Source organism: Nostoc sp. DSM 114159 (assembly GCF_053470285.1).
This window is the reverse complement of the sequence record NZ_JBPFEH010000001.1, coordinates 6740798-6765136: the sequence shown is the minus strand read 5'-3', so window position 1 is coordinate 6765136 and position 24339 is coordinate 6740798. Positions and strand designations below refer to the sequence as shown.

Here is a 24339-nt window from a genome sequence, read left to right as displayed (position 1 = left end):
TTAGTACGGCTGACGTAGGGGAATCTCAATTACAAATTCTGTTCCTTGATTGAGACAAGAAACACAACGCAATTTTCCTTGATGTTTTTCTGTAATAATTTGATAACTAATTGATAAGCCTAATCCAGTACCTTTACCAATGGGTTTAGTAGTAAAAAAAGGATCGAATAATTTTTTTTGTACATTTTCTGACATACCAGAACCATTATCAGCAACACGAATAATTACCTGATTAGTATTTACAAGTTCAGTTTTAATCCGAATCTGAGGATGAGGATTATTTTGTCCAGTCATACATGATTCTTCTAAAGCATCAATCGCATTTGTTAATATATTCATAAATACTTGATTGAGTTGTCCAGCATAGCATTCTACTAATGGAATATTGCCATATTCTTTAATTGTTTCTATCCCTGGACATTTAGCTTGCTCCTGAAGACGATGCTCAAGTATCATTAAAGTACTATCGATACCATGATGAATATCCACCTCTTTCATCTCTGCCTCATCCAAGCGAGAAAAATTTCGCAGAGATAGGACAATTTCTTTGATTCTTTCGGCTCCAACTTTCATCGAAGTTAGCAATTGTGGCAAATCTGTGAGTAAAAAATCAATGTCAATTGCTTCTGCTTCATCTTGAATTTCTGCTACTGGATTAGGATAATGTTGTTGATAAAGTTGCAACAGTTTGAGTAAATCTTGGATATATTCATTAGCTGGTGTAAGATTACCATAAATAAAGTTGACTGGGTTGTTAATTTCGTGCGCTACTCCTGCTACTAGCTGTCCTAAACTGGACATTTTTTCACTTTGCACCAGTTGAGTAGCTAATTGTGTAGCCTCTTGCCGTAATTGTGCTTCTGATTGTCGCAATACTTCTTCTGCTTGTTTGCGCTTGGTTATATCATGGAGAATAACGACATATTCTTGAAAGTTCTGATGGGGTCTGTCTGAGATAGAAACTTCCAAATTTTTGATTTTAGAATTATAAATTATGGTGTGTTCGCTACGTCTTTTCCACTGTTGGGGATAGTTAGTAAGTTCTGGCAACCATTCGTTGAGGTGATATCCCAAAAGCGTATGTGGATTCACACCAAAAAAAAATTCAGTTGCTGGGTTTGCTTGCCAAACTATACCTTGTTCATCTGTAACAACAATACCATCTTGGGCAATCTGAAAAAGATGTTCTGCCGCCTCTCTTGCTTCCGCGATCGCCATTACCTGAGGTAAACTTGTCCAACAGGCTATAGCTACTCCTACAAATGCTACCGTCATCAGCAAAACCACAACTAAATTTTCAAAATTTACAGTTGCAGCTTTATGCCAATTCCATCCAAATAAACAGCCAACTAAAACCGCACTACACAACAGAAGAATTAAGATGCTCACTTGTAACATCACCGAATCTTGAAATAGCTTCTGCCGCCGTGAGTAATAAAGTTTTAACCACCAATTAGGACGAAAAATTGGCATCCGAATCTGGCGCACTAATACATCAATTGCTAATACACCAAACGGAACTAATAAGCCAGTTAAAAAATCTTGCCACCCCCAAGCATAGCTTGCCGTTAATAAAATTACTATTTCTAACAAACATACTCCCAAAGTCAGCGGTGGCAGCACTACATCGAACTTTGCTCGTTGTTGCCATAAACCTAAATGCAGCAGTATGAATGATATAAACCAAGCCGCATTTGTAGCTGCAATGATGTGAGATACATTACCCCAAAGAAAATAAATCAATGCCAAAATTAGGCTCAAAGCCAAAGACGGGCCAAAGACTCCACGTGGTGAGACTACAGAAAAAACTGGTGCAAGATGTTTATCTACAGCTAACTGATAGATAATTCGGGGACAGTTAGAAACAGTCGTTGCTGAACCTAATAAACAAGAACCGGCTAGTAAAAAAGTAGCACTCGCCGGAGCAAAATTTCCCCAAAATGGTGTAGAAGCTGCAACAAAATTTAAAAAGCTGTTATCACCTAAATCTGGAACTGTTGCTAAACGCATGATTACCCAAGAACCACCAACCATTACTGGTAACATTAACCAAGCAGCAATCTCGAGAAACCATAGAGTTTTATGAGGCTCACGGCTATCAGCAACAAAGGATGAGGCTGTTTCACTACTATAAGTTACATAGCTAACAAAATAAAACCATTTTGCCCAATCAATAAAGCTCAAAGATGACCAATTATTCGGAAAAAAGCCAGGACTATTACTAGAAAAAGCTAAAAATCCCAGACCTTGTACACAAAAAGTAAATAGCAAGGTAAAGGCAGGAATTGCAAAAAATAAATGTAGAATGCTTAATGCACGCGTACCACTGAATGCAACCACAAAGGGTAATAATATAAAACTAATCCTGAGAATCGCCTCTGGAACACTGATACCTAATGCCTCAAGATTCACTTTGATTAAATCTGTCAGCACAACAGCATTTACTGACAGGAAAGAAAGCCAAGCCAAAAGATATCCTATTGCCCCGTAGCGGGCAATTATTGGACAATGCTGCCACACTTTAGTTGTGTAATTAGGTGTTCCGCCAGCTACATCAAATAAACTTCTACCTAAATGCTTCATCTGATAATTCAGTAACATCCCAACAATCACACCAGGAATCCAAACAAAAATAGCTTGTGTTCCCAAAGCGGCATGAATAGCCGGCACTACTGATGTCCAACCAAGATGGGATGTTAAACCAAACGCCCAAGTCTCCCAAGAACTCAAGCTACGCGGCAAACCACACAATGACGGCTGATTAGGTACAGCGCTATCAAAATCAGACATAAGTAATTACTCTAGGAAAATTGATATCAACTTCCTAGTTAGAGTTCCCATTCTGTAGGTGTAACCAACATCATGTGACTGTAAGCATAAGTTTGCGTGTGATTCGTTCAGTCGAAATGAGTAGTAATACTCAAGGATGACTGGAAAGGAAAAGAGAAATCTCTCGAACGAATGGCACTAAGAAAAGCGTAAATGTATTATTTACAAGGGTTTCATCACTTTGGAAAAATGTAGGCTAATGAAGCAGCGATCGCAAACTGAGAGTTGCAGATTATTCTGATTCTTGCCCTTAAAAGTATTAGTTTTCTAAAACCCTTACCAGGCAACTATTTCAGCTTTTGTTAGTGCCATTCGGGTTAGAGTTATAGCAGGGGACAGGGAACAGGTGACAGAGGACAGGGTTGAAAGTCTCTTGGTGTCTATGTTCTATATTCAGTTTATGTCCTAACCTACCTGGCGACCGCTATATATGTGTTAGTTGATGCCAGAAATAAATTATGAGACGAAAACTGACTGTTGAAGAACTGTTGGAGCGATATGCTACTGGGGAAAGAAACGCCCAAGTCTTGTCAGAGCAGGATATTGGAATCTGACTCTCCCTGATGGCAGATTCATTGCTGATTGGCAAACTGAAGAGATTTGACCAATTGATATTATTGGTGAAAGTTTGATTCACATTCTCGGCTAAAAGAGGAGCATTAAGCCGGCCAGTAACAGGATCAGTAATAGCACTCGTCGAACTCACGTTATAACTAATTAGCCAGACATAATATGACAAATAAAAAAATACCCTACAATATTGCATAATCTATTTGTTGGAAGTACACCCGAACTCAACCCTCACCCCACTTGCTTTCATAGTGGGAATGCTAAGAGCGAACAAGTCGGGCATTGCCTGCACTAGTACGCTAAGAGTTGAGTTCGGATAAGCGCGATCGATCGCGTGGGTGAGATATTTCTTTACCTGACGTTGACGTAGCCTCTGTCTCCAACACGCTGTTCGCATTCGTAAAAAAGTTGAAATCTGCTGTATGAATCCTATATTTTATTGCTTGCCCATATTTTCAACACGATAGCGCCCGCATTTTGATAACCTTGAAGAAATAAAATAGTTTAAAAAAATAAACAATCGCATTTTTATTTCACCAGAGATATAAAATGTGATTAACTGTTTTGAGGTAGATTTCATCAGAAATTTATAATTTTGATATTTGTATTATGTAAGTATTACAAGTATCAACTACCTTTGATATACAAAACTATCAAGGAATATTTTATATTTTTATTATTGATATTCCTAACGATGATTTATTGAGAGAATACTAGTAATTACGACCGGATTTTTGCTCATGGAGGCAATGACCATATCTCTGCTAGTCTTGGAAACAATCTAATTGATGGTGGAGAGAGAACAATAACAAGTTGACTGCTAACGATCGCCAATGAAACATTTAAGCTCAGTTGGAGCGCTCGCAGCGATTGCTTTCACTCTCTCGATCTGAGCAAGGCATTAGACAAGAGTGCAAAAGTAACTTTTGCACTCTTGCGGGAAAAGGGGAAAGGTCAAAGGGGAAAGGTTTTTTTATTCCTTTTCCCTTTCCCCCTTACCCTTTTCCCTACAAATGCCAAGAAGTCTATTGTTCGATCGTCAATATTTAATTGTTGCATTTTGATGATATTATCTTAAAAAAATTAAGGAGAAAACCTTGTGGGAGTTACGATCGAGCGATTATTTAATAAACTATCGGTAAAATATTTTTCAGCGATCGCAGCTATAATAACGGTTCTCCCATTACCAGTTAAAGCCGCTACATTTTTAGTAACTGAGCGCGCTGGTTTAGGAGGCAATGATGAAGTTAATTGGGAAAGTTTAGGTAAAGTATTTAATCCCTCTGCTCCTGATTTTTCGGCTTTTTTACCTAACTCTTTTTCAGCGACATCACAACGTGGTTTAGGCTTGGATATAAATATAACTCCAACTAATAAACCTCAAATCACTCCACCATTTGTTTTTCAAACTTTACCTCCACCTGGCATTCGGAGTAACTTCGCTCTAGGTGATTTTATTCTCTTCGGAGGTATAGATCCAACAGGTTTTATCCCTCTTCCTCCTGGTACTCCCGATCCTGGTACTCAGGGGAACGGCGGGCCTTTTTCGATTAGTTTTGCCCAGCCGGTTTTTGGCGCTGGAACTCAGATAGCTGTAGACACTAGTAAATTGAAAATTGAAAATTCGATCGCCGCTTTTGATAAAGCTAATAACCTATTGGGTACTTTCTCAGTTCCAAATATTTCGTCCTTAGCATTAGATAATTCGGCAGTATTCTTGGGGATTCGTAGTGACACTCCAAACATCTCACGGCTTGTTTTTAGCAGTTCTGCTCCACAATACGGCTTGGCTATTAATCAGGTAAGTATTCTTGCAGTTCCCGAACCAACTTATACCTTAGCGATATTAGCTTTTGGTATTTCAGGTGGTGTTTTGAAACGGCGTAAAAGTTATTGACATTCGCGCTGTATTGAAATAGTTTTCATTTAATAAGTTAGAGATTTCAGACATAATCTAACTTATGTAAGTACCTAACGTATAGCAGGAGGCAGTGTTTCGACTACGCGGCAGTTGAGCGTAGTCGAAACTCAACAACCGGGCAGTTCTTGCTGGAGGTAAAACTATTGCTAACTCTAGCATTCACCCTTTTCAAATGTCCTAACCTGTGTGACTACGGCTATAAGTTCCAGATAATTATTGTCTTTAATCAAATTCAACTCAATGTTATACAAAGAATTAGAAAACATCATAGACGCTAAGATTCAAAAAGCCATACGGAAGCACGAAATTATAGTTGCTTTAATTAGTAGTATTATTGGCTTGATTTTTATCATGGGTTTGTTCCATGCTATTTTGCTCAACCACACTGAAATTCAAACACTTTGCTTGTACTGATGACTGTTTGTAATTAATAAATTTTTACAATCAAGCATTCCCAAATGTCCTTAAAACTAATTTAATTCACACATCTTTTTTATCAAATGGAATTGCCCAGATGGAGAGTAAAAATAATCGCAGGGCTATATTCGTCTTATTTTTGAGTGTATTTATAGACTTGCTCGGCTTCGGAATTATTCTGCCGATACTGCCTTTGTATGCCGAACAATTTGGTGCAAAACCTAATGAAGCGACTTTACTTGTAGCTACTTATTCTTTAATGCAGTTCTTATTTGCACCATTATGGGGCAGATTTAGCGATCGCTACGGTCGCCGTCCGATTTTATTACTGACTTTATTCGGTTCGGTAATTGCATACGCAGGCTTAGGTTTTGCCAACTCCTTATGGATTTTGTTTATTGCTCGTAGTCTAGCCGGGATTATGTCAGGGAATATTGCCACTGCTCAGGCGTACATAGCAGATATTACCACGCCAACTAATCGAGCGCGTGGTATGGGTGTAATCGGCGCAGCTTTTGGTCTTGGGTTTATTCTCGGCCCAGCGATTGGAGGTCTTTTAATCGGGTCAGATCCGAACAACGCTAACTTTCATCTACCGTCGTTGTTTGCAGCCGGATTATCTTTATTAGCATTTCTTTGTGCTTTGATATTACTTCCCGAATCTCTAAATTCTGAGACTAAAGCTAAAATCCAACTTCATCGCCATCGTCAGCGATCGCTAAACTTATTACAGTTGTCACAGCGATCGCAGTTTTGTGTACTTGTTGGCATCTACTTTTTAGTCACCTTTGCTGTTGCAGCTATGGACTCTACATTAGCTTTATGGTCTAAGCAGCAATTAAATTGGGGCCCTCAACAAGCTAGTTATCTTTTTGCCTTCATGGGGATTGTCAGCACAATAATTCAAGGAGGACTAATCGGATTTCTCAAGAAACAATTAGGTGAAATCAAGTTACTTATCTTGGGAATATTAGGATTAGGTTTAGGATTACTGTTAATTGGATTCTCGCAAAGCTTAATTTTCTTATTAGTCGCCACCACACTTGTAGCATGGGGAATTAGTGTCAGCCAACCAATATTGAACAGCTTAATTTCTCAGATGACATCCCCAGAAGAACAAGGACAAATATTAGGAATTGCCAGTTCTTGCTCTGCATTGGCACGCATCGCCGGGCCAACGTGGGCAGGGGTGAGTTTTATGAAATTTGGGAGTTCTGCTCCTTTTTTAAGTGGAACTTTAGTAATGGTAGTAGCTTTGACTCTTAGTTTGCGAGTAACTAAAAGCGCATCTGAGCCAAAAACAGAACGTGTCGCCTGACAATCTTGATTTCAAAGCTTAATAATTTTTTGAAACAGCCTTGTATTAAAAATTTTTAATCCCAAATCTAAAATCTAAAATCTAAAATTAATATGACAGGTCGCCGAGTATTATTTTTAGGCATCTTTGTAAGCATCCTCCTCACCTACGCAATTTGGATCGGTGGGAGCATTCCTGCAAGCATTATCAAACTTCCCGATCAAGGATTAAACTGGTACTACTGGAAGCTTCCCCAACCAACCTTTTGGAGTCGAGCAACGGCTTGGGGTATGTACATTGGGCATCAGTTTAGCATCTGGGCGTGTATCTTGTGGGCGCAGCGATGGCTACGCCCGCCGCAGGCATCGCAGTTGAAATACAAATCGGCGTTGCATCCGATAAATTACCTCATGCTTGCCATTAATAGTGTATTCATCGCTTTACACTTTCTCCAAACATATATTTGGTACGATGCTCTAGCTCAAGATACTTCAATTTGGGCTTCTCAAGGTGCAGTTGTACTCTTACTAGTCTTCGTACTGATTTTAGAAACACCTCGACGCGGTTTATTTTTTGGCAATTCTGTTCCCTTCCATCAACAGTTTTTGCAAATTATCAAACTGTACCACGGCTATTTTTTCTCCTTCGCCGCTATCTACACCTTCTGGTATCACCCAATGGAAGCGACTTTGGGGCACTTGATTGGTTTTCTCTATATGTTCTTGCTTTTGCTCCAATCTTCCTTGATTTTTAACCGCACCCATGTAAACCGTTGGTGGACATTTACTTTGGAGGCTTCCGTGCTTTTACATAGTGTAATCGTGTCATTAATACTAGGACAAAGCAAATGGCCCACATTTCTCTTTGGTTTTTTTGGTATTCTCGTGCTTACTCAACTTCACGGTTTACCTGTGGGTATCTGGACTAAACGTACTATCTACGGAGCCTTTTTAGTGAGTGTCCTGGCCGTTTATGCACTGACTGAACGCGGCTTGGGCAGAATTTACGAAGTAACCTATATTCCTCTGATTGAGTTTGGATTAGTTGGTGCAATTTACTTAATCTTCCTGCTCATCTTATGGACAATTTCTTATTTACCTGTCAAGACATAATGTCATGTTAGTGTTGTAACTCCAGCAGGACTGGTTCCCAGCCTAGAGGCTGAGAACGAGGATACAATAACTCTTTGGGCTTTACAAGCGTGCCATTCCACACTATACCAAAGCCACGCATTGCAGCAGAGCGCGGTTCGCTACATCGCCTGGTTAGACGTTTTGAGGCGGCAGTATGGAGACTAACCGAGTGGTTTGCGGTTACGACTGAATGAATTCGAGAAGATCGGCATTGATCTGGTCTGCATTTGTCGTCGGCATACCGTGCGGGAAACCCTTGTAGGTTTTCAATACCGCGCCCTTGACCAACTTAGCGCTCAGTGGGGCGGAGTCGGCATAGGGCACTATCTGGTCATCATCGCCGTGCATTACCAAAGTCGGCACAGAGAACTTCTTAAGATCCTCGGTAAAGTCTGTCTGGGAGAAAGCCACGATGCCATCATACTGCGCCTTGCTACCGCCCATCATGCCCTGGCGCCACCAATTCTCAATCACGCCTTGCGACGCTTTCGCACCCGGTCGATTGTAACCGTAAAAGGGCCCGCTCGGTACATCCCAATAAAATTGCGCCCGATTGGTGGCAACCTGCACCTGAAAGTCGTCAAATACCTCTTTAGGTAGACCGCCGGGATTCGCTGGGGTCTTCACCATCAGTGGTGGCACGGCGCTAATAAGAACGGCCTTCGCGACGCGGCTTTCGCCGTGGCGCGCAATGTAACGTGTCACCTCACCGCCGCCTGTCGAGTGTCCAACGTGGATGGCGTTCTTTAAGTCGAGATGCGCGGTAAGCGCGGCGAGGTCATCGGCGTAATGATCCATATCATGTCCGTCGGCGCCTTGGCTCGAACGTCCATGCCCTCGCCGATCGTGGGCGATGACGCGATAGCCGTGATTTAAGAAGAACATCATTTGGTTGTCCCAGTCGTCGGCCGATAGAGGCCAACCATGCGAGAAAACGATGGGCTGACCGCTGCCCCAATCCTTATAGTAAATCTCTATACCGTCTTTCACTGCGATCGTGTTCATCTGTTTTTCTCCAGTAGGCTGAATTTTTGGAAATGTCTATTAAAAAACTAACAATTTTACTCACCACTACTAAGAATTTTTTGCTGTTGATAACGCAGTTTAAATTGCTGTTGCTGAATTTTATGATCCACAATTGGGTCAGGATAGCCAACAGCATGACGTTCTGAAGGTGGAATTTTTCCAGTAACTAAATATTCTGTATCTACAGACCGCAATTCTGACACCCATTGCCGAATATATTCCCCTTCTGGATCGAATTTTTGTGTTTGACTGGCTGGGTTGAAAATCCGCACAGGTTTGGGGTCCATGCCGCTAGAAGCACTCCATTGCCAACCGCCATTATTAGCAGATAAATCACCATCAATCAGGTGCTGCATAAAATATTTTTCTCCCAGTTGGGGATTGATTAACAAGTCTTTAGTGAGGAAACTCGCAACAATCATCCGACAGCGGTTATGCATCCAGCCGCTTTCGTTTAACTGACGCATTGCTGCATCCACAATGGGGTAGCCTGTTCTCCCCTCACACCAAGCTTGGAAATGTTCTTCTTTAGTTTCCCAAGGAAAATTCTTAAAGGTGTCGCGGAAAGCACCATCAGCTAATTCCGGGAAGTTATACATTGCGTGTTGATAAAACTCCCGCCAAGCTAATTCCTGTTGCCATGTGCGGATATTAACTGCTGTTTCCTCACTGCGGCTATTTTCCAGTGCTTCTACCGTGGCTTGCCAAACGGTGCGAATGCCAATTACGCCAAATTTTAAAGCTGCACTCAGTTGTGATGTTCCGTCCACTGCGGGGAAATTGCGCTGTTCTTGATATTCAGTAATGGCTTTATTAGTAAATTCTTCTAATCGTTCTTGTGCCGCCGCTTCTCCTGGTGAAATAATCAAGTCACCATCCCAGATGAATCCTAAATCTTTTGCTGAAGGTAGTGCCAAGGCTCCTGCAACTTTGGCAATTTCCTGTTCGGCTTCCGTTAATCCCTCAACATTTTGCAGTGTTTCTACTGGTTGAGCCTTTGGTTTGGCAATCCAATTTTTCCAGAAGGGAGTGTAAACCGTGTAAGGACTGTTACTACCCGTGCGTAACTCCTCTGGAGAGTTGAGGATTTGATCCCAGTTTTGGTTAAGAAACTCAATACCTTTTTCTTTGAGGGCATTTATAATGGTGCGATCGCGTTCTTGCGAATAAGGTTCTACATCCCAATTCCAAAAAACAGCTTTAGCATTTATTGCTTCGGCTAAAGCTGGTATTGCTTGTACAGGATCGGCGTGGAGGATTAACAACTGGCTACCAACTTGAGCATATCGCTCTTGGAGTTTCTGCAAACAGCCAATCATATAAGTTACTCTCACAGGAGCAACATCATCCCGTTCCAGAAGATTCGGATCGAGGCAAAACACGCCCACTACCTTCGGACTTTGCCGTTTTGCCGCAGCCAGTCCCGTATTATCAGAAATGCGTAAATCGCGCCGATGCCAAAACAGAATTAAGTCAGACATTCCATGTTGGATATAGTTCACCCGTACTAGCTTAGATGCTAGTGGTACCAATAAGCATCATTCTGGCGATAAATTTATTCTTTTAATGGGTATTGGACATTGGGCATAGGAGGAGGCAGAGGTGCAAAGGGGCAGCACTTCGGCTACGCTCAGTGACCGAGGGGCAGAGGGGAAAGACTTACTGCTAGTTTTCCTCTGCTCCCCCGGTTACTGAGCGCAGTCGAAGTATGCTCCCCTGCCTCCCCTGTCCCTATTCACCGGTTTCTCAATCGGGAATAGTGGCTTCTTATCTCAAAATTGAGTATACTCTTCTTAACAGTTAATTAGTCTTTTTGTCATGGCTAACCTACTACTTGATGACGGTACGATTGAGAGCGATTTAGACGAAATAGCCCGCGAACTTGCGCCTCTTGGCATTCAACTCAAACACTACGACCCAGGAACATCGCTACTCTTCCCTAATCTGCTAGACCAGGACGTTTTAACTGAGACCGAGAAACGTTATTACGTAGAACTCCATAACAGCGTCTTTGAATTTCTTCAGCAAGAAAATGGCGCTCTCTGGTGTGACTTACTAAATGTGCATCCAGGTTCGTTCAATCTTCACCACCTGATTGCCACCTACGGTCGCTACCATACTCATCCTGCGCCTGAACCCGTCTACGTGTTGGCAGGAGAAATGATTTATGGCTTCGTGCGACCTGATGGCAGCCAGGTACAGCTTTTAGTTCAGGCACAAGATTATCTCTACATCCCCGCCGGCGTTGAGCATTGGTGCAGCCCAACTGCATTGTTGAATTTCAAAGGGATACGCTATTTTGCAATCGCCGAAGGTTGGGTTCCCAATTATACAGGGACTCAAATGAGTGATTCGAGCCAAAAGCCGCGTTAAAGCTCATTTATACACGTCCTTTGGGCGACTTCACGAAATCGCGTTGCTCCCCCCTAAGCCTTGTGAAATGCGCTGTCTTTGAGTATATCCTGTAGTCTTTAAAGCAACAGTCTCAATTCGACTGTAAAGGAACTGGGGCAAAAGCCGAAGGAAATAGGCAGCTCCCAAAGTCAAAAGTGTACGGCGTGGTTCTTTAGAGAGAATATGCCAGTTGGTTGCTAATGCTCGATTCACCAACTTCACAGCCATTGCACCATCTTGCAAGCTGACTGCTCTACGCGCTAAATACCGCAACTGGTAAGCTCTAGCCAGTGTTTCCCATTGATTAACTATTTCTGGGGCGTATAAACGTGCCCTAGAGATTGCCAATTCCCACGAATCTAACTGCTTGAGCAAATTTGCTGATAGTCCCCCTGAATTTACCCTATATAAAGTCAAAGCTTCAGGAATACCCTCTATTTCCAGATCGCTCTTAACAGACATCCGAAACCAACATTCAACATCTGTTGAGTCACCATTAGTATGACGCGATCGCTCATCGAAATAAAAATTTTCAACTGTACCGTAAAGATTGTCTTGAAATTCAATAGCTTCAAAAACTTCTCTTTTAATTACTGCTACCGAACCATTGCTAACTGGATTGCGGCAAAGGATAAGCGCTGGGGTTATTCCCTGCATCTGAGGCATTTGATAAATACCTAAAGGCTTGCCATTATCATCAATAAAAGCAGAGCGGCTAAAGCTTACCCCGACATTAGGCGAATTATCTAAATGCTTAACGTGTTTTTCTAATTTTTCTGGCAACCATAAGTCATCAGCATCTAAAAGAGTTAAATATTCTCCCTGTGCATGGCGAATACCAGTGTTTCTTGCCCCAGGTAAACCCCGATTCTGTTGACGAATAATTTTAATTCTAGGGTCTGTAAATTGCTGACAAATTTCTATACTCTTATCAGGAGTACCATCATCAATAATTAAAATCTCGAAGTTTTCGTAAGTTTGTTCAAGAGCCGATCGCAGTGTAGCAGCTATATATTTTTCTGCTTTATAAACCGGAATAATGATAGAAACTTTTTTCATTGTTGACTATTCCCATTGATTTATTTAATTTAATTAATATCTAATTAAATTTACTATGCACTATGCAAGAAATCTAATTATGCTTTAGCCATAGAAACTTCTTAATTATTTATAGATAAATTATTAATCATTTCTAGATATTTTCTTGAAGAATACGACGTTTTTGGTTAGCCCCTACTATATTATTTGAAACCAGAGCTTCAAATTTATTGTAAACATTTTGAGGTAAAAGTAAAAGTAAATAGGCTGCTACCAGTGTCAAAAGTGTACTTCTAGGATTTTCCAGAAGAATATGCCAATCAGTTATTAACGCTCGATTAATTAATTTTACAGCCATTGAACCTTCTCGTAGTCTTACGGCATTACGAGCTAAATACTGCAACTGATAAGCTCTAGCTAGTGTTTCCCCTTGAGTAAATATTTCTGGAGCGTAGGAGCGTGTCTTTTCAATTAGCTTTTCCCAAAAATCTAACTGCTTGAGCATATTTGCTGAAAGCCCTTTTGAATTAACCCGATACAAAGTCAAGGGTTCTGGAATGCCCTCTATTTGCCAATTGCTTTTAATGGAAATACGAATCCAAAATTCGTTATCTTCTGATTGGAGTAAACGTTCATCAAAATAACAATCTTCATTAATTCCATAAAGATTATCTTGGAATTTAATTGCTTCCAGAACTTCTCTGCGCATTACCGCAGCCGAGCCATTACCAACCGGATTGCAACTGAGTAAATAGGATGGCGTGATTTCTTTCAGCTTGGGCATCTGATACGTACCCAAAGCTTGTCCAGCTTCATCAATAAAAGCAGAACGACTGAAGCTAACACCGACTGCTGGTGAATTTTCTAAGTGAGCAATCTGTTTTTCTAACTTTTCTGGCAACCAAAGATCGTCTCCATCCAAAAAAGCTAAATATTCTCCTTGAGCATGGCGAATACCAGTATTCCTAGCTCCAGATACCCCTCGATTTGACTGGCGAATAATTTTAATTCTGGGGTCAGTAAATTGCTGACAAATATTTATACTTCTGTCCAAAGAAGCATCATCGATAATTAGAAGCTCGAAATTTGTATAGGTTTGCTCAAGAACAGATTGTACAGTAGCAGCTATATATTTCTCGACTCCATAAACCGGAATAATTACAGAAACTTTTTTCATTTTCCAGACTGACTTTAGTTTCAGTTTGCTCTCAGGTTTTACTGGTAGTACAGTAATCTTTGATATGGCAATGGGAATACTATCTAATGGATACGATCGCACCTTCTAGTGATAGCATCTAAAAAAGTGAGATATTTATCCACCTGGCTATCCGTCTAGTTATAGAACGAGTCCCATTTCCTAACTTTTCACCGGATAATCTCAGATATTTACTTCTAGTATGCGTTATTAAAACAAATCTTGTATTTAACAATACATTTTATCCTGCGTGTGGATAGTCTGATTGAAATTCTTAAGCAAGCGATCGCTCCACCATTATCCAGAATCAGACTGAGTAACTATCCCATTGAGTTACCAAGTGGCAAGTACTACAACTTAGTTCAACCGATTCTTTTTTCATGAATATTTAATTTTTGAACATGAGTAACGCGAATTTTACTAATAATCTGGAGCAAGTATGCAGAAATATTTTCTACAAGTATTTTTTTCAACAACAATTTAATAATTAGCTTTTGAGTTTCCTTTTCAAGGATAATTTTTGGATATAGCTGAATTGCCTTCCCCAATTTTTTTCTTGCTTTTTCAACTCCTTCATCACCTGGAATTCTTGTTAAGCAGAGCCTACAAGAATATCGGTAAACATAAGCTAAACTATGATTTTTCAAGATTTGAATTTCTGGCGCTCCTGATTGAAAAGCTCGCTCCAATACTTTGAACTGGCAGTCTTCCATAAATTCAATTTTAGATGACATTGAATTTGAAGATTGACGATAAAAAATCTGCGGTTTACTAACTACAACAAACGACCATTTTGCAGCTAAACGCAGCCAATAATCCCAATCTGCTGCTCCTGATACTGAAGGTTCAAACTCTCCGACAGATTCAATCGCTTGCTTACGGATTAATGGATTTGAACCACTAGCAATAAAGTTCCAGGTTAATAAATTAGCCAAAACATTACCTTGGAAAAAGATCGGCCGATCCATGTGGCAATTTCCAGTTTGTTCATCCATAAAATAAGTCCAGCTATAAGCAACACCTGCCTCTGGATTTTTCTGCAAAGCTTCTAACTGGAGTTCTAGCTTATCGGCTGTCCATAAATCATCAGCATCAATAAAGGCTATAAAATCTCCCTTGGCATGAGAGATACCACGATTACGAGCTACTGATAAACCCCCATTTTGATAGGAAAAGACTTTTAGACGACTATCTTTTAACTCATCCAGTAGCTTAAGAGTTCCGTCTGTTGAACCATCATTGATAACAATTATCTCAAAATCAGAAAAAGTTTGTTGTTGTACTGAGACAATTGTATCGGCAATTGTGCGCTCAGAATTATAAGCGGGAATAATGACAGATATAGTTGGCATATGATTTCAATAAGTTGCTAAATTTTACTAGCGAATTAGGATCGAAAAGTTGCTTTCTAATAAGAGTCTTTATTGCAGCTTTGGAACCGCAACAGACCTAGCCAAAGAAAAAGGTCGAGTCAAGTACTTAGCAATTCGAGGAGAAAGGACTTGCATTACCAGCCATTTCATTAAATAACGCTGAGTGACTCTTTCTCGCAAAATCTGAGGATATAAAGAAACCGTCTTCCACAATTTGCGACCAGCTTGGTTGACTTGTTCTCTATTAGTCACATGAGCCAGTTCCATCCCCGTTAAATATTGATAGATATTAGCTAGGCTTTGATTTTTCAGATTTTGTAACTCTGGCGGTGCTGCTTGAAAGCCTCTTTCCAAGACAATAAGCAAATATTTCTCCATCTTCTCAACTTTAGTTGACATAGATTTTGAAGAGTGACGATAGAGAATTTGAGGTTTGGGAACTACTGCAAAATCCCAGCGCTGTGCTACACGAAACCAATAATCCCAATCTTCCACAGAAGAAAGCGTTGGGTCGAATTCTCCAGCAGATTCAATTGCTTGTTTACGAATTAAAGGATTAGAACCATTGGAAATAAAGTTACTGAGTAATAATTTGTCATACACATTACCTTCATAGACTACATTATGACCAGGGTGAAAAATCTCTGCTGTTTCACTCATGTTCAGAGTCCAGCTATAAGCAAGTCCTGCCTCTGGATGTTTTTGTAATGCTGCTAGTTGTAGTTCTAATTTATCAGGTGTCCATAAGTCATCGGCATCGAGAAATGCCATAAACTCTCCAGTGGCATGAGAAATACCACGATTACGAGCTACTGATAGACCAGCATTGCTGTATGAAAAAATCTTGAGACGAGAATCTTCAATAGTCTTCAATAATTCTAAAGTCCGGTCGGTTGAGCCATCATTAATAATAATTAGCTCAAAATCAGAAAAGGTTTGTTGAAGAACGGATTTTATCGTTTCTAAAATAGTGCGTTCAGCATTGTAAGCAGGAATAATAACAGATATAGTTGTCACGTCGCTTCGCTCCGAATTAAAAATTAAAAATTAAAAATTAATGATACCCACAAATAAATTTAGTTGCTCTGTATCATCAGTCGCTTTCGGTCATAGAGCTTAATCAGATAGAAAGTGAAGGATTTTTGTAATTCTTAATGTAGGCACAGAAACCAGTTAGTTTAGGAATAATTCTAATAGTTCTTGCGCAGCCACCTGAATTTGTGAAGGTTCTTTGACAAATCTGCAAAAGGGAATTGAGTAAGTCCAAGCTTGATAAAATGCCTCATTTTTATGGTAAGCATTAGGTAAAAAGACATGAGGAATACCCATAAGAATGCAGAGAATATGTCCGTGTAAGCGGTTTGTAATAATTAGACGATGCTGCTTGAATTGATACATTCCATGATGCATATAACTTAAGGATTTAAGATGCATTGAGGAGTTATATAAGCTATTGAATCCAAAGGAATAATGATGGAAGTATTTCCAAAGATGTCGGTATATCCACTCACCAGGAATCACTGTACCTTTTTGCAAGCCTTCCCGAATTCGCTCCATACGTTCAGTTGTGTCATATTTGAAAGAAGTCCAATCTTCTACAACTAAATTAGGGAGATCGATAGAAGTCTGAGAATTACTTGGATTCAACTCTTTGTCATTTCTATAATGATATAAAATAGAGGTACTATGGTTAGACTTAGATAAGATACCAGTTAGGTTGACCATTTGAAAAGCCATATCAGGTGCTTTAATTACCTGGCAGTTGTAGAAATATTTTAGAGCAAGTTCATAGCTATATTCGTCACGCACAAACAAAGTCAAATTAGGATGTGAATTGAAGACATTTGCTGCTTCCATTAAATTGCTTTGTTCAACAAAATAAATACTTTGTGGTAGGATAATTATTGGTCGATCTTGGTATTTGCAAATAATCTGTTCGCGAAATTTTTGATGAGCAGTCCAAAGATCGCCTAAATTCCCTCCTCCTTGCAGGAAAATAGGAGATTTTCCAATTCTATCTTCCATTACTTTGCTAGAAAAGTTGTTAGGACTGGCAGTATATTTAATTTTTGTTTTTCGCACATTGATTAAATAAAGTAAAGTACCTAACGCAATCAGATGATCGCCAATATTAGGATAATCAGGATAGTCTAATAATGCACACTCTGGAAATGTCTCTAATTTTTCTAGTGATTTATGCAGAAGTTGTTTTAGCTGTTCCGGTTGGGTGGTAGTCATTAATTTTAGTTCCTCCCTGCTATTCGTTATTTTGCAATGAATGTAGCTAGAAAAAGGTATTTTTATAAAAAGCCAAATTTTTATTTTGCAATTGATAAAGATTGAGTTCTAGATAAAACATATTTACTAGCCCAAAGGCTGTAAAGAGGTAATGCTAATATATGAGCCATGAACACCGCAACAGCTACCCAAAAAATTCCCCATTTCACAGCTACTAGTAATGAAATTGTAAAAATCACAGTAAAAATTAGGTTCCAGTAAAGATTAATATGACTTTTATCTACAGAGTTAAGTAACATAGAAGCGCCATCAGCAAATGGGCGTGGTATGGCTGACAAGCAGATAACTATCAAGACTGGAATTGCTGTTATCCACTTTTGCCCAAAAATAATTGGTACATAAAATGGAGCTAGGCTTGACTGTAGCAAAACCAATGGAAATACAATTAAGGCAAATGTTTTGAGGCTACTAAAATAACGTTCTCGAAGCTGCTTAACGTTTCCCCGAGCAGCACAAAGATGGGGGTATAAAGACCAAGTCATTGTATTTATGACATTCATGCTGATTCCTAAGCCAGCATTGAAAGCGAAATAGTAAATTCCTAGCGCCTGGACTCCTAAAAAACGTCCAATAATCAGGTAATCAAGATTAGCTCTTAGCTTATTTAGTAACTCAACGCCAAGAATATTTCTAGCATAACTAACAACTTCCTGCCACTTGTTAAAACTAAAGAACATGGTAGGTCGCCAAGGATGATTCATCAGATTAATAACAATCCATACTGGAGTCGTTATAACAATAGGTATAACAACAGCCCACATTCCCAGCCCTAATAGAGCTAGACCTATAGTGAGAATATTGATTAGAAACGACTGAGTAGCATTGCATAATGCTATAATTTTTAGGCGGTTCTCTCGCTGGATTAAAGCAGACTGAACTGCAAAGATTGGCAACATTAAATAGACTAATGCCATAATCCAGATAGGTAAGATAACTTGGTTATTACTATAAAACCAAGCTATCGGGAAAGCGGCAGTACACTGAATAATAAACATTACTCCGCATAGTATCCAATTCAGGCAGTAAGATGTCTGACAAATAATTTTTAGATCCTTTTCTGATGCCTGAATAATCTTAGATCCAATTCCAGCTCTTAAGGTAAAAACAGTTGCAAATTCATTAGTAGTCAAAACGATTGCGATCAATCCATAATCGTAGGGATTTAACAAGTGAGATAAAGTAATTGTTGTTCCCAATCGGAAAACACGATTTGCTAACTCTGCTCCACCCATCCAACCAACATTACGCACATATTGACTAGATACTTTTTGCCTTAGCTTTTTGATTAACATGAGGGTATTTTAAGAGATAATTATATATTTTTAATTAAATTAAAAATCAAATATAAGCAGTTTCAGGCTTCTTCTTAAGAGAAGAATTAGAAGGTTTAACTTCTTCTTTAAATGCAATTCCCATGATAATTAAACCGGGATAATATAAGTAAGCTAAAGCCTCTTGACTATCATTAAATGTAAAAAGTAATAAAGTGATCAGAAAATACAATGCCACTCTGGCAATTATGCTTTTCTCTGCTTTAATCAGCAAAAGTATAAAACTCAATACAATTGGTACTAAAAAAGCAATGAAGCCAACTATCCCTTTAACAAACAAGAGACCAAACCAAGTATGGTGAGAGCCGATAGGCATTTCTGCTAATGCTTTAGGCCCTGGTGCTTCTCGAAAACCATGACCCCAGATAGGAGCTTCTTTCCATTTCTCCAAGGCAATTACACCTAAAGCTTCATGTACTCGTGAAGAGTCCGGTCTAGCATTATAAAATGCTTCTTTAACATTTTTAATAGTAGTAACAAGTGCGGTGCTAAAAATACCTGCTAAAAAGCTAACAAATCCGAGCGCAATTTGCGTAGTAGGTTTAGTAATTTTTGTCAGCAACAAAACTAATATGAAAACTATTGGTAAAGCTATAAAAGATAAGCGCGAAACAGATACTATACTCATCGCTAAAGAGCTGATTATACCAATCCACCGCCACTTGTTGTTACGTTCTTCAAGAGCAAGGAAGAAGTAGATGTTTCCAATAAGACCGAGCGCAGGTGCCCAAGGTGCAAATAGAAATAGACGGACATTATTCGTACCGTAATCACTACCATAGAGATTTACATTGTAAAAAAGCTCACCATTCTGGATTAATCTTTCAATTGGAGAAGAATATAGGTGTGCAGGCAAATGTAATATCCAAGCTAGATAAAAAAAGGGAATTAAAATCAAACTTTGAAGGCATAAAATACAGACGGCTCTATAGATTAATTGTGGTCGAATATTGAGACAGCCGCTTAATGGAAATAGTGCTAGCAAAGCCCAATCTGTAAACCAATTAATTAATGACCTAAGAGTTTGATTTGTACCCACATCATAATTTATACAGCCGACAATTGTAGCGATCGCTATTACCAAAATAGAGACAATCCAAACCCAATGTATCCAATAAACTTTGATTCTTTTTTCAATACTAGTGTGCGTTGTTTGGCTCCACAACCGCTTACATAGGTAAAAAAACAGTATCCAAGCTAATAGAAAATTTACAGGATATAAAATCCCAATAAAATAAAATACATAGGTACTAATTATCCAATACCAAACAAGACTTTCTTCAAAGTTTTGAGGTTTCATTGTGTCATTCTCTTCCTCTCTGTACTCATAGTCTTATCAGATATTAAATTTTTACGTTCGCGCCACCAAAGTAACACCAGTCCAAGGGATACGAAAAGGGAACCGAAAGTTGAACCTAGTAGAACTAATTTATCTTTTGGTGAACTTGGGTTTTCAGGTAATGTCGGCTGTATAACAAGTTGAATCAGTGGATAAGATCCAAAAGTATTCGACTTGCCAATATCCAATCTGGTCAAATTGGAGGAAAAGACCGCTTCCGCAATTTGCGTATTTCGCTTCAGCGAATCCAAGGTGCTTTCCAACTGTGTTAACTTTTTGAGCCTACTTTCAAGCTGGTTAATCTGTTGTTCTATTGCTTGAGCTTGAGCAGTGAATCCCCTTTGGTCTGCCTGAGCTATAACTAGTTGTTGGGAAAGAGCATCTCGAGGAACGCTGTTACCAGAGTTATTGCTACTAAGGCTCAACTGCTTTAGAACTGCCAAAGTGACTTTTCGCCCTAAAAGAGACTCACCTCGAGCTAGCAGGGCTTGTTGAGCAGCATCTCTTTTCGCTTTCTCTGTAATTAATATTGGATAGCTAGGCAGAAACTTAGATTCTAAAACTACCACAGAAGCGCTAGCATCACTATAATTTTTTAAGTTCTGTTGAAATATCTGGTCTGTTTGAAGAGTAAAAGCATCTGTAGCTTGTCTGGCAGATAGTTTTAAATTATTCGATAATTGTGCCAAACGAGTAGTAGCCTGTTGCTGTTGACCGATTATTTCAGATCGTTGTCTGCGGAGCTGTTCAATGTTGGTTGTCAAATCCTTAATTTGATCTTCAGAGTTTAAACCCGAACGTGCTTTGTAATCGGCAAGGTGCTTATGAGCATCTGCTAATTTTTTTTGCGAAGAAATCAGGGAAGTTTGATAACCTATATCTCTTTGAACAGCTTCTTGATTTCGTAGCATATTGAGTCTTGCTTGCAAGGCTTTGTAAAAAGCTAAAGATTTATTTTGAGCTTCCTGGGGACTCGCGCCTTCAAAGTCAACGCTCATCATGGAAGTATTAATTATTAGCTTGAGCCGAGGTTTGCCAAACTCTTCTAAAGACATATTAAGTTGATCTGCTGCCGCTTTTAATATCGGGTCGCTTTCAGCAATAAATTTATAAATTTCTCTGGGATCTTGAGAAGCAAGAGCAGCGTATGGAGACACATTTTCATAATTAGCATAGCCAATGTCTGGTAAGTTAATATTGGCATTTGACCATGCTCCCGGCAGATTAATCGCCGAAGAACTAGTATAGGTCGGTGGTGTAAGCTTTAGATAAAGAAAAGTTGCAGTCCAAAATGCTATGTTGGTTGCTATACCTATAAGTAAGTAACGCTGCCAACATCCTTTTCTCGCTACTAATTTTCTCAAACTGCTAGGGTAACCCGCAGAGATTTCTGTATGATTGGCCATTAAAAATCCTTTAAAGTCGGGAACTGGCTGCGGAATTACAAAGTCTAGGTGGGTTTGTGCGATTCGCCTAAGTAAACTTACAGGATCGTACTACATTGTTACTTAAAAATTGATTAATAATTCTTAGTAAAGTTTCCTTCCTAAACAGCAATGACAAAACCGCCTGATGGTCAATATTGCATCCATGCAGACAGCATCCTCTAGGGTTCAATAAAATTATCCACCCGGATATCCACCTAAGTAGGTGTAAATAAAGATAACTAGTGTACCCCTCTGGGGAAGCAAGCTAGCAAGAGCGTCTCCTTCAGCAGAGGGTTGTCATTTGTCATTTGTCCTTGGGAGCCAGTGCGCCCTTGCGCTCTGCCGACTTGTAACAACTGGCGTTCATTTGTAAGTGTTTTAGGTGTATTTACACTTTGTAACCTAGTTAGGTTTTTTCTCGCAGACTTACTTAATTGGGCTAACCGAGAAGTATCGATCTGTAGCTGATTTACTTGACTTTAATTTACTTCCTGTAACGTCAATTAAAATAAATACGTGCAAATATCATGAAAATAGCAATGAGCGATCGCCGTTTCTGGAGACTGCTAGGGAAAACAATTTGTATTGCTATAGTTGCGCTGGCTATTGTCGTCAACATTACACCCCTCAAGTCTAGTTGGAGTACTACATCAAGGTATCACTGGACTAATGTCTCTATTGGAGGAGGTGGTTATGTTACAGGCATTTATTTGCATCCACAAGAGCAAAATTTAGCCTACATCAGAACTGATATGGGTGGCTTTTATCGTTGGAATTCAAAAGACTACACATGGATGCCGCTAACAGATATATTTAGCTTGCAATACAGCAATTACTACGGAGGAGAAGCCTTAGCACTTGACCCAAATAACCCAGATATTGTATACATAGCAGCAGGTAAATATACTACTAATCGGGGTAGATTAGGAACAATTTTTAAATCGAGCGATCGCGGTAAAACCTGGAATAAGCTGAAAATAGACTTGCCAATGGGCGGCAATGAAACTAAACGTTGGCTTGGAGAGAGGCTAGCCGTTAATCCCTTTAATTCCAATGTTATTTTATTTGGCTCGCGATTGAATGGGCTATGGAAGTCTTCAGATGGTGGTACAACATGGGGCAAGGTTAGCTCCTTTCTTGAAAAGTCGGAAGCAAAGATTGGAATTACAGGTATTGTATTTAGCACAAATGTATCTGGACTAGTCTATGCCAATGCCTATGGAGATGGCATATATGAATCCACTGATGCGGGTGTTACCTGGAGCAAAATCCCAGAAAGCCCATCAAAAGTGAATCGAATGGCTCTAGCAAAAGACAAAGTTCTGTATGTAACGCATAAATCAGGTGTCAGCAAATATGCAAACAGTATTTGGAGCGATATCACACCAAGTAACCCGAAAACTACATTTAATGCCATTGCTGTAGATCCAAACAATCCCAATCATCTTTTAATTGTTTATGACCAGTATGTTTCCACAACAAACAATCGTGTCATATTTCAATCTACTGATGGTGGAGCTACATGGCAACAGAAAAAGCATACATTGAAACCTCAAGTGCCCTGGTGGCCTAAGTGGTATTTTGCCTCCTCAACCTCAGCGATTGAGTTTGACCCAAAAACTGCTGGACGATTATGGTTAACAGACTGGTATGGAACATGGCGGACAGATAACATCAACGCAGAGTCATCTGTTTGGTCAAACTATGAAAAAGGACACGAGCAGCTAGTTAGCTTCGCCCTAGTCTCACCTCGAAGTGGCTCTAAATTGTTGAGCGGTGTTGCTGATACGGATGGGTTTGACCACAGCAATGGGCTAGATGTCTACCCATCTACGCAGTTTGGCGGCAAAAATAGTCCTCGGTTCCAGGATACCTATGGTCTTGCTTATAGCGAAAGCAATCCTTCACAAATGGTACGTGTTGGTGGTAATCGATGGAACAATACTTATACAGGAGCAACTTCGCAAGATGGAGGACTGACATGGAAACAATTTTCCTCGTTTCCGAAGAACACAATCCCGTTGCGTGTAGCCATGTCAGCAACAAATTCAAATCTATTTGTCGCAATTATTAATCAAGGACAGCCTATTCGTACAACCAATGGCGGATGTTCTTGGAGCAAAGTATCAGGATTACCCAAAGGCCCCAAAGGCCCGTGGTACTGGGGTCAACCATTAGTAGCTGACAAATTAGATGGCAACACTTTTTACTACTACAGTGGTGGCAAATTATACCGCAGTAAGAATGGAGGCGCATCCTTTAAGATTGTAAACTCATTATTGCCTTCTGAAAGTTGGTCTATGCTCAAAACAGTTCCGGAGGTTAAAGGCGAAGTTTGGCTCAGTCTTAATTCTCACGGACTTTATCGCTCAACAAATGGCGGTGTGAAATTTGCCCAGATTCCTAAAGTGAAAAAAGCTTATTTATTCGCCCTTGGTAAAGCACCCAAGGGAAGCAAAATTCCTGCACTGTATTTGTATGGAGAAATTGCTGGTATGGGCGAAGGAGTATTTCGCTCTCTCGACAAAGGAAAAACATGGATAAATATCGCCTATTTACACCAACCTATGGGCAATGAGCCTAATGTCATGGAGGCTAGCTGGCAGAAATTTGGACTAGTCTTTATTGGCACTAATGGTAGAGGAATCTACTATGGAACTCCGTAAATAATACTACTCTATACTTATTTCATGCAACTAACAGTTGCAAGAAAACCACGAAGCTCAAAGATTATTAAATTTTATACATTAT

At 39.7% G+C, this 24339-nt stretch carries 18 protein-coding genes; 6 read left to right on the top strand and 12 right to left on the bottom strand.

All coding sequences use genetic code 11. The features are described 5' to 3' along the window. Both ACR5KR_RS28590 and ACR5KR_RS28585 read right to left on the bottom strand, forming a co-directional pair. A complete protein-coding gene (locus ACR5KR_RS28590; protein ID WP_448268846.1) occupies positions 1 to 2790 on the bottom strand; it encodes an ATP-binding protein in 2790 nt (929 codons plus the stop codon). A gap of 808 nt (positions 2791 to 3598) precedes the next feature. Beyond that, entirely contained in the window at positions 3599 to 3796 is a 198-nt protein-coding gene (locus ACR5KR_RS28585; RefSeq protein WP_448268844.1) for a hypothetical protein, read from the bottom strand. A 333-nt stretch (positions 3797 to 4129) separates the two neighbouring features. Between ACR5KR_RS28585 and ACR5KR_RS28580 the strand changes: the two genes are divergently transcribed. The 4 genes from ACR5KR_RS28580 to ACR5KR_RS28565 all read left to right on the top strand — a co-directional run bounded on the left by ACR5KR_RS28580 (position 4130) and on the right by ACR5KR_RS28565 (position 8146). Next, complete coding sequence (locus tag ACR5KR_RS28580; protein WP_448270364.1) at positions 4130 to 4216, top strand: hypothetical protein; 87 nt, start codon at positions 4130 to 4132, stop codon at positions 4214 to 4216. A 282-nt stretch (positions 4217 to 4498) separates the two neighbouring features. Beyond that, positions 4499 to 5296, top strand: coding sequence for a hypothetical protein (locus ACR5KR_RS28575; RefSeq protein WP_448268843.1), 798 nt, complete (start codon positions 4499 to 4501; stop codon positions 5294 to 5296). Between the two features lie 538 nt (positions 5297 to 5834). Continuing rightward, complete coding sequence (locus ACR5KR_RS28570) at positions 5835 to 7055, top strand: MFS transporter (protein ID WP_448268842.1); 1221 nt, start codon at positions 5835 to 5837, stop codon at positions 7053 to 7055. Between the two features lie 92 nt (positions 7056 to 7147). Continuing rightward, on the top strand, positions 7148 to 8146 hold the full coding sequence (locus ACR5KR_RS28565; protein ID WP_445628593.1) for a hypothetical protein: 999 nt from the start codon (positions 7148 to 7150) through the stop codon (positions 8144 to 8146). A gap of 201 nt (positions 8147 to 8347) precedes the next feature. On the opposite strand, the gene ACR5KR_RS28560 is transcribed toward ACR5KR_RS28565, so the two are convergent. After that, a complete protein-coding gene (locus tag ACR5KR_RS28560; protein ID WP_445628592.1) occupies positions 8348 to 9172 on the bottom strand; it encodes an alpha/beta fold hydrolase in 825 nt (274 codons plus the stop codon). A gap of 56 nt (positions 9173 to 9228) precedes the next feature. After that, positions 9229 to 10674 carry a deoxyribodipyrimidine photo-lyase, 8-HDF type gene (locus ACR5KR_RS28555; RefSeq protein ID WP_445628591.1) on the bottom strand — a complete coding sequence of 482 codons (1446 nt, stop codon included), beginning with the start codon at positions 10672 to 10674 and terminating at the stop codon, positions 9229 to 9231. Between the two features lie 337 nt (positions 10675 to 11011). Here ACR5KR_RS28555 and ACR5KR_RS28550 point away from each other — a divergent pair, with 337 nt between their 5' ends. After that, a complete protein-coding gene (locus tag ACR5KR_RS28550; protein ID WP_445628590.1) occupies positions 11012 to 11566 on the top strand; it encodes a cupin domain-containing protein in 555 nt (184 codons plus the stop codon). 30 nt (positions 11567 to 11596) lie between these two features. Here ACR5KR_RS28550 and ACR5KR_RS28545 read toward each other — a convergent pair whose 3' ends face one another. The 8 genes from ACR5KR_RS28545 to ACR5KR_RS28510 form a co-directional block, all read right to left on the bottom strand. Then, positions 11597 to 12646, bottom strand: a complete 1050-nt coding sequence (locus ACR5KR_RS28545) for a glycosyltransferase family 2 protein (RefSeq protein WP_448268841.1) — start codon at positions 12644 to 12646, stop codon at positions 11597 to 11599. A 133-nt stretch (positions 12647 to 12779) separates the two neighbouring features. Further along, entirely contained in the window at positions 12780 to 13802 is a 1023-nt protein-coding gene (locus ACR5KR_RS28540; protein ID WP_448268839.1) for a glycosyltransferase family 2 protein, read from the bottom strand. Between the two features lie 380 nt (positions 13803 to 14182). Further along, a complete protein-coding gene (locus tag ACR5KR_RS28535) occupies positions 14183 to 15172 on the bottom strand; it encodes a glycosyltransferase family 2 protein (protein ID WP_448268838.1) in 990 nt (329 codons plus the stop codon). A 69-nt stretch (positions 15173 to 15241) separates the two neighbouring features. Further along, on the bottom strand, positions 15242 to 16210 hold the full coding sequence (locus ACR5KR_RS28530) for a glycosyltransferase family 2 protein (RefSeq protein ID WP_445628586.1): 969 nt from the start codon (positions 16208 to 16210) through the stop codon (positions 15242 to 15244). A gap of 156 nt (positions 16211 to 16366) precedes the next feature. Beyond that, entirely contained in the window at positions 16367 to 17431 is a 1065-nt protein-coding gene (locus ACR5KR_RS28525) for a polysaccharide pyruvyl transferase family protein (RefSeq protein WP_448268837.1), read from the bottom strand. An 80-nt stretch (positions 17432 to 17511) separates the two neighbouring features. Further along, positions 17512 to 18783, bottom strand: a complete 1272-nt coding sequence (locus tag ACR5KR_RS28520; RefSeq protein WP_448268836.1) for a lipopolysaccharide biosynthesis protein — start codon at positions 18781 to 18783, stop codon at positions 17512 to 17514. Between the two features lie 46 nt (positions 18784 to 18829). Continuing rightward, positions 18830 to 20122, bottom strand: a complete 1293-nt coding sequence (locus tag ACR5KR_RS28515) for an O-antigen ligase family protein (RefSeq protein WP_448268835.1) — start codon at positions 20120 to 20122, stop codon at positions 18830 to 18832. After that, positions 20119 to 21567, bottom strand: a complete 1449-nt coding sequence (locus tag ACR5KR_RS28510; RefSeq protein ID WP_448268834.1) for a GumC family protein — start codon at positions 21565 to 21567, stop codon at positions 20119 to 20121. Before ACR5KR_RS28510 ends, ACR5KR_RS28515 begins: the two co-directional genes overlap by 4 nt. A gap of 548 nt (positions 21568 to 22115) precedes the next feature. Here ACR5KR_RS28510 and ACR5KR_RS28505 point away from each other — a divergent pair. Then, entirely contained in the window at positions 22116 to 24254 is a 2139-nt protein-coding gene (locus ACR5KR_RS28505; protein ID WP_448268832.1) for a hypothetical protein, read from the top strand. The last annotated feature ends 85 nt before the right edge of the window (positions 24255 to 24339 follow it).

Bases quoted from the DNA above. Each gene is read 5' to 3' on its own strand.
- ACR5KR_RS28525 (WP_448268837.1), bottom strand. From the start codon at position 17,431: ATGACTACCACCCAACCGGAACAGCTAAAACAACTTCTGCATAAATCA.
- ACR5KR_RS28570 (WP_448268842.1), top strand. From the start codon at position 5,835: ATGGAGAGTAAAAATAATCGCAGGGCTATATTCGTCTTATTTTTGAGT.
- ACR5KR_RS28560 (WP_445628592.1), bottom strand. From the start codon at position 9,172: ATGAACACGATCGCAGTGAAAGACGGTATAGAGATTTACTATAAGGAT.
- ACR5KR_RS28585 (WP_448268844.1), bottom strand. From the start codon at position 3,796: ATGCGAACAGCGTGTTGGAGACAGAGGCTACGTCAACGTCAGGTAAAG.
- ACR5KR_RS28505 (WP_448268832.1), top strand. From the start codon at position 22,116: ATGAAAATAGCAATGAGCGATCGCCGTTTCTGGAGACTGCTAGGGAAA.
- ACR5KR_RS28515 (WP_448268835.1), bottom strand. From the start codon at position 20,122: ATGAAACCTCAAAACTTTGAAGAAAGTCTTGTTTGGTATTGGATAATT.
- ACR5KR_RS28555 (WP_445628591.1), bottom strand. From the start codon at position 10,674: ATGTCTGACTTAATTCTGTTTTGGCATCGGCGCGATTTACGCATTTCT.
- ACR5KR_RS28540 (WP_448268839.1), bottom strand. From the start codon at position 13,802: ATGAAAAAAGTTTCTGTAATTATTCCGGTTTATGGAGTCGAGAAATAT.
- ACR5KR_RS28550 (WP_445628590.1), top strand. From the start codon at position 11,012: ATGGCTAACCTACTACTTGATGACGGTACGATTGAGAGCGATTTAGAC.
- ACR5KR_RS28565 (WP_445628593.1), top strand. From the start codon at position 7,148: ATGACAGGTCGCCGAGTATTATTTTTAGGCATCTTTGTAAGCATCCTC.
- ACR5KR_RS28590 (WP_448268846.1), bottom strand. From the start codon at position 2,790: ATGTCTGATTTTGATAGCGCTGTACCTAATCAGCCGTCATTGTGTGGT.
- ACR5KR_RS28535 (WP_448268838.1), bottom strand. From the start codon at position 15,172: ATGCCAACTATATCTGTCATTATTCCCGCTTATAATTCTGAGCGCACA.
- ACR5KR_RS28520 (WP_448268836.1), bottom strand. From the start codon at position 18,783: ATGTTAATCAAAAAGCTAAGGCAAAAAGTATCTAGTCAATATGTGCGT.
- ACR5KR_RS28510 (WP_448268834.1), bottom strand. From the start codon at position 21,567: ATGGCCAATCATACAGAAATCTCTGCGGGTTACCCTAGCAGTTTGAGA.
- ACR5KR_RS28545 (WP_448268841.1), bottom strand. From the start codon at position 12,646: ATGAAAAAAGTTTCTATCATTATTCCGGTTTATAAAGCAGAAAAATAT.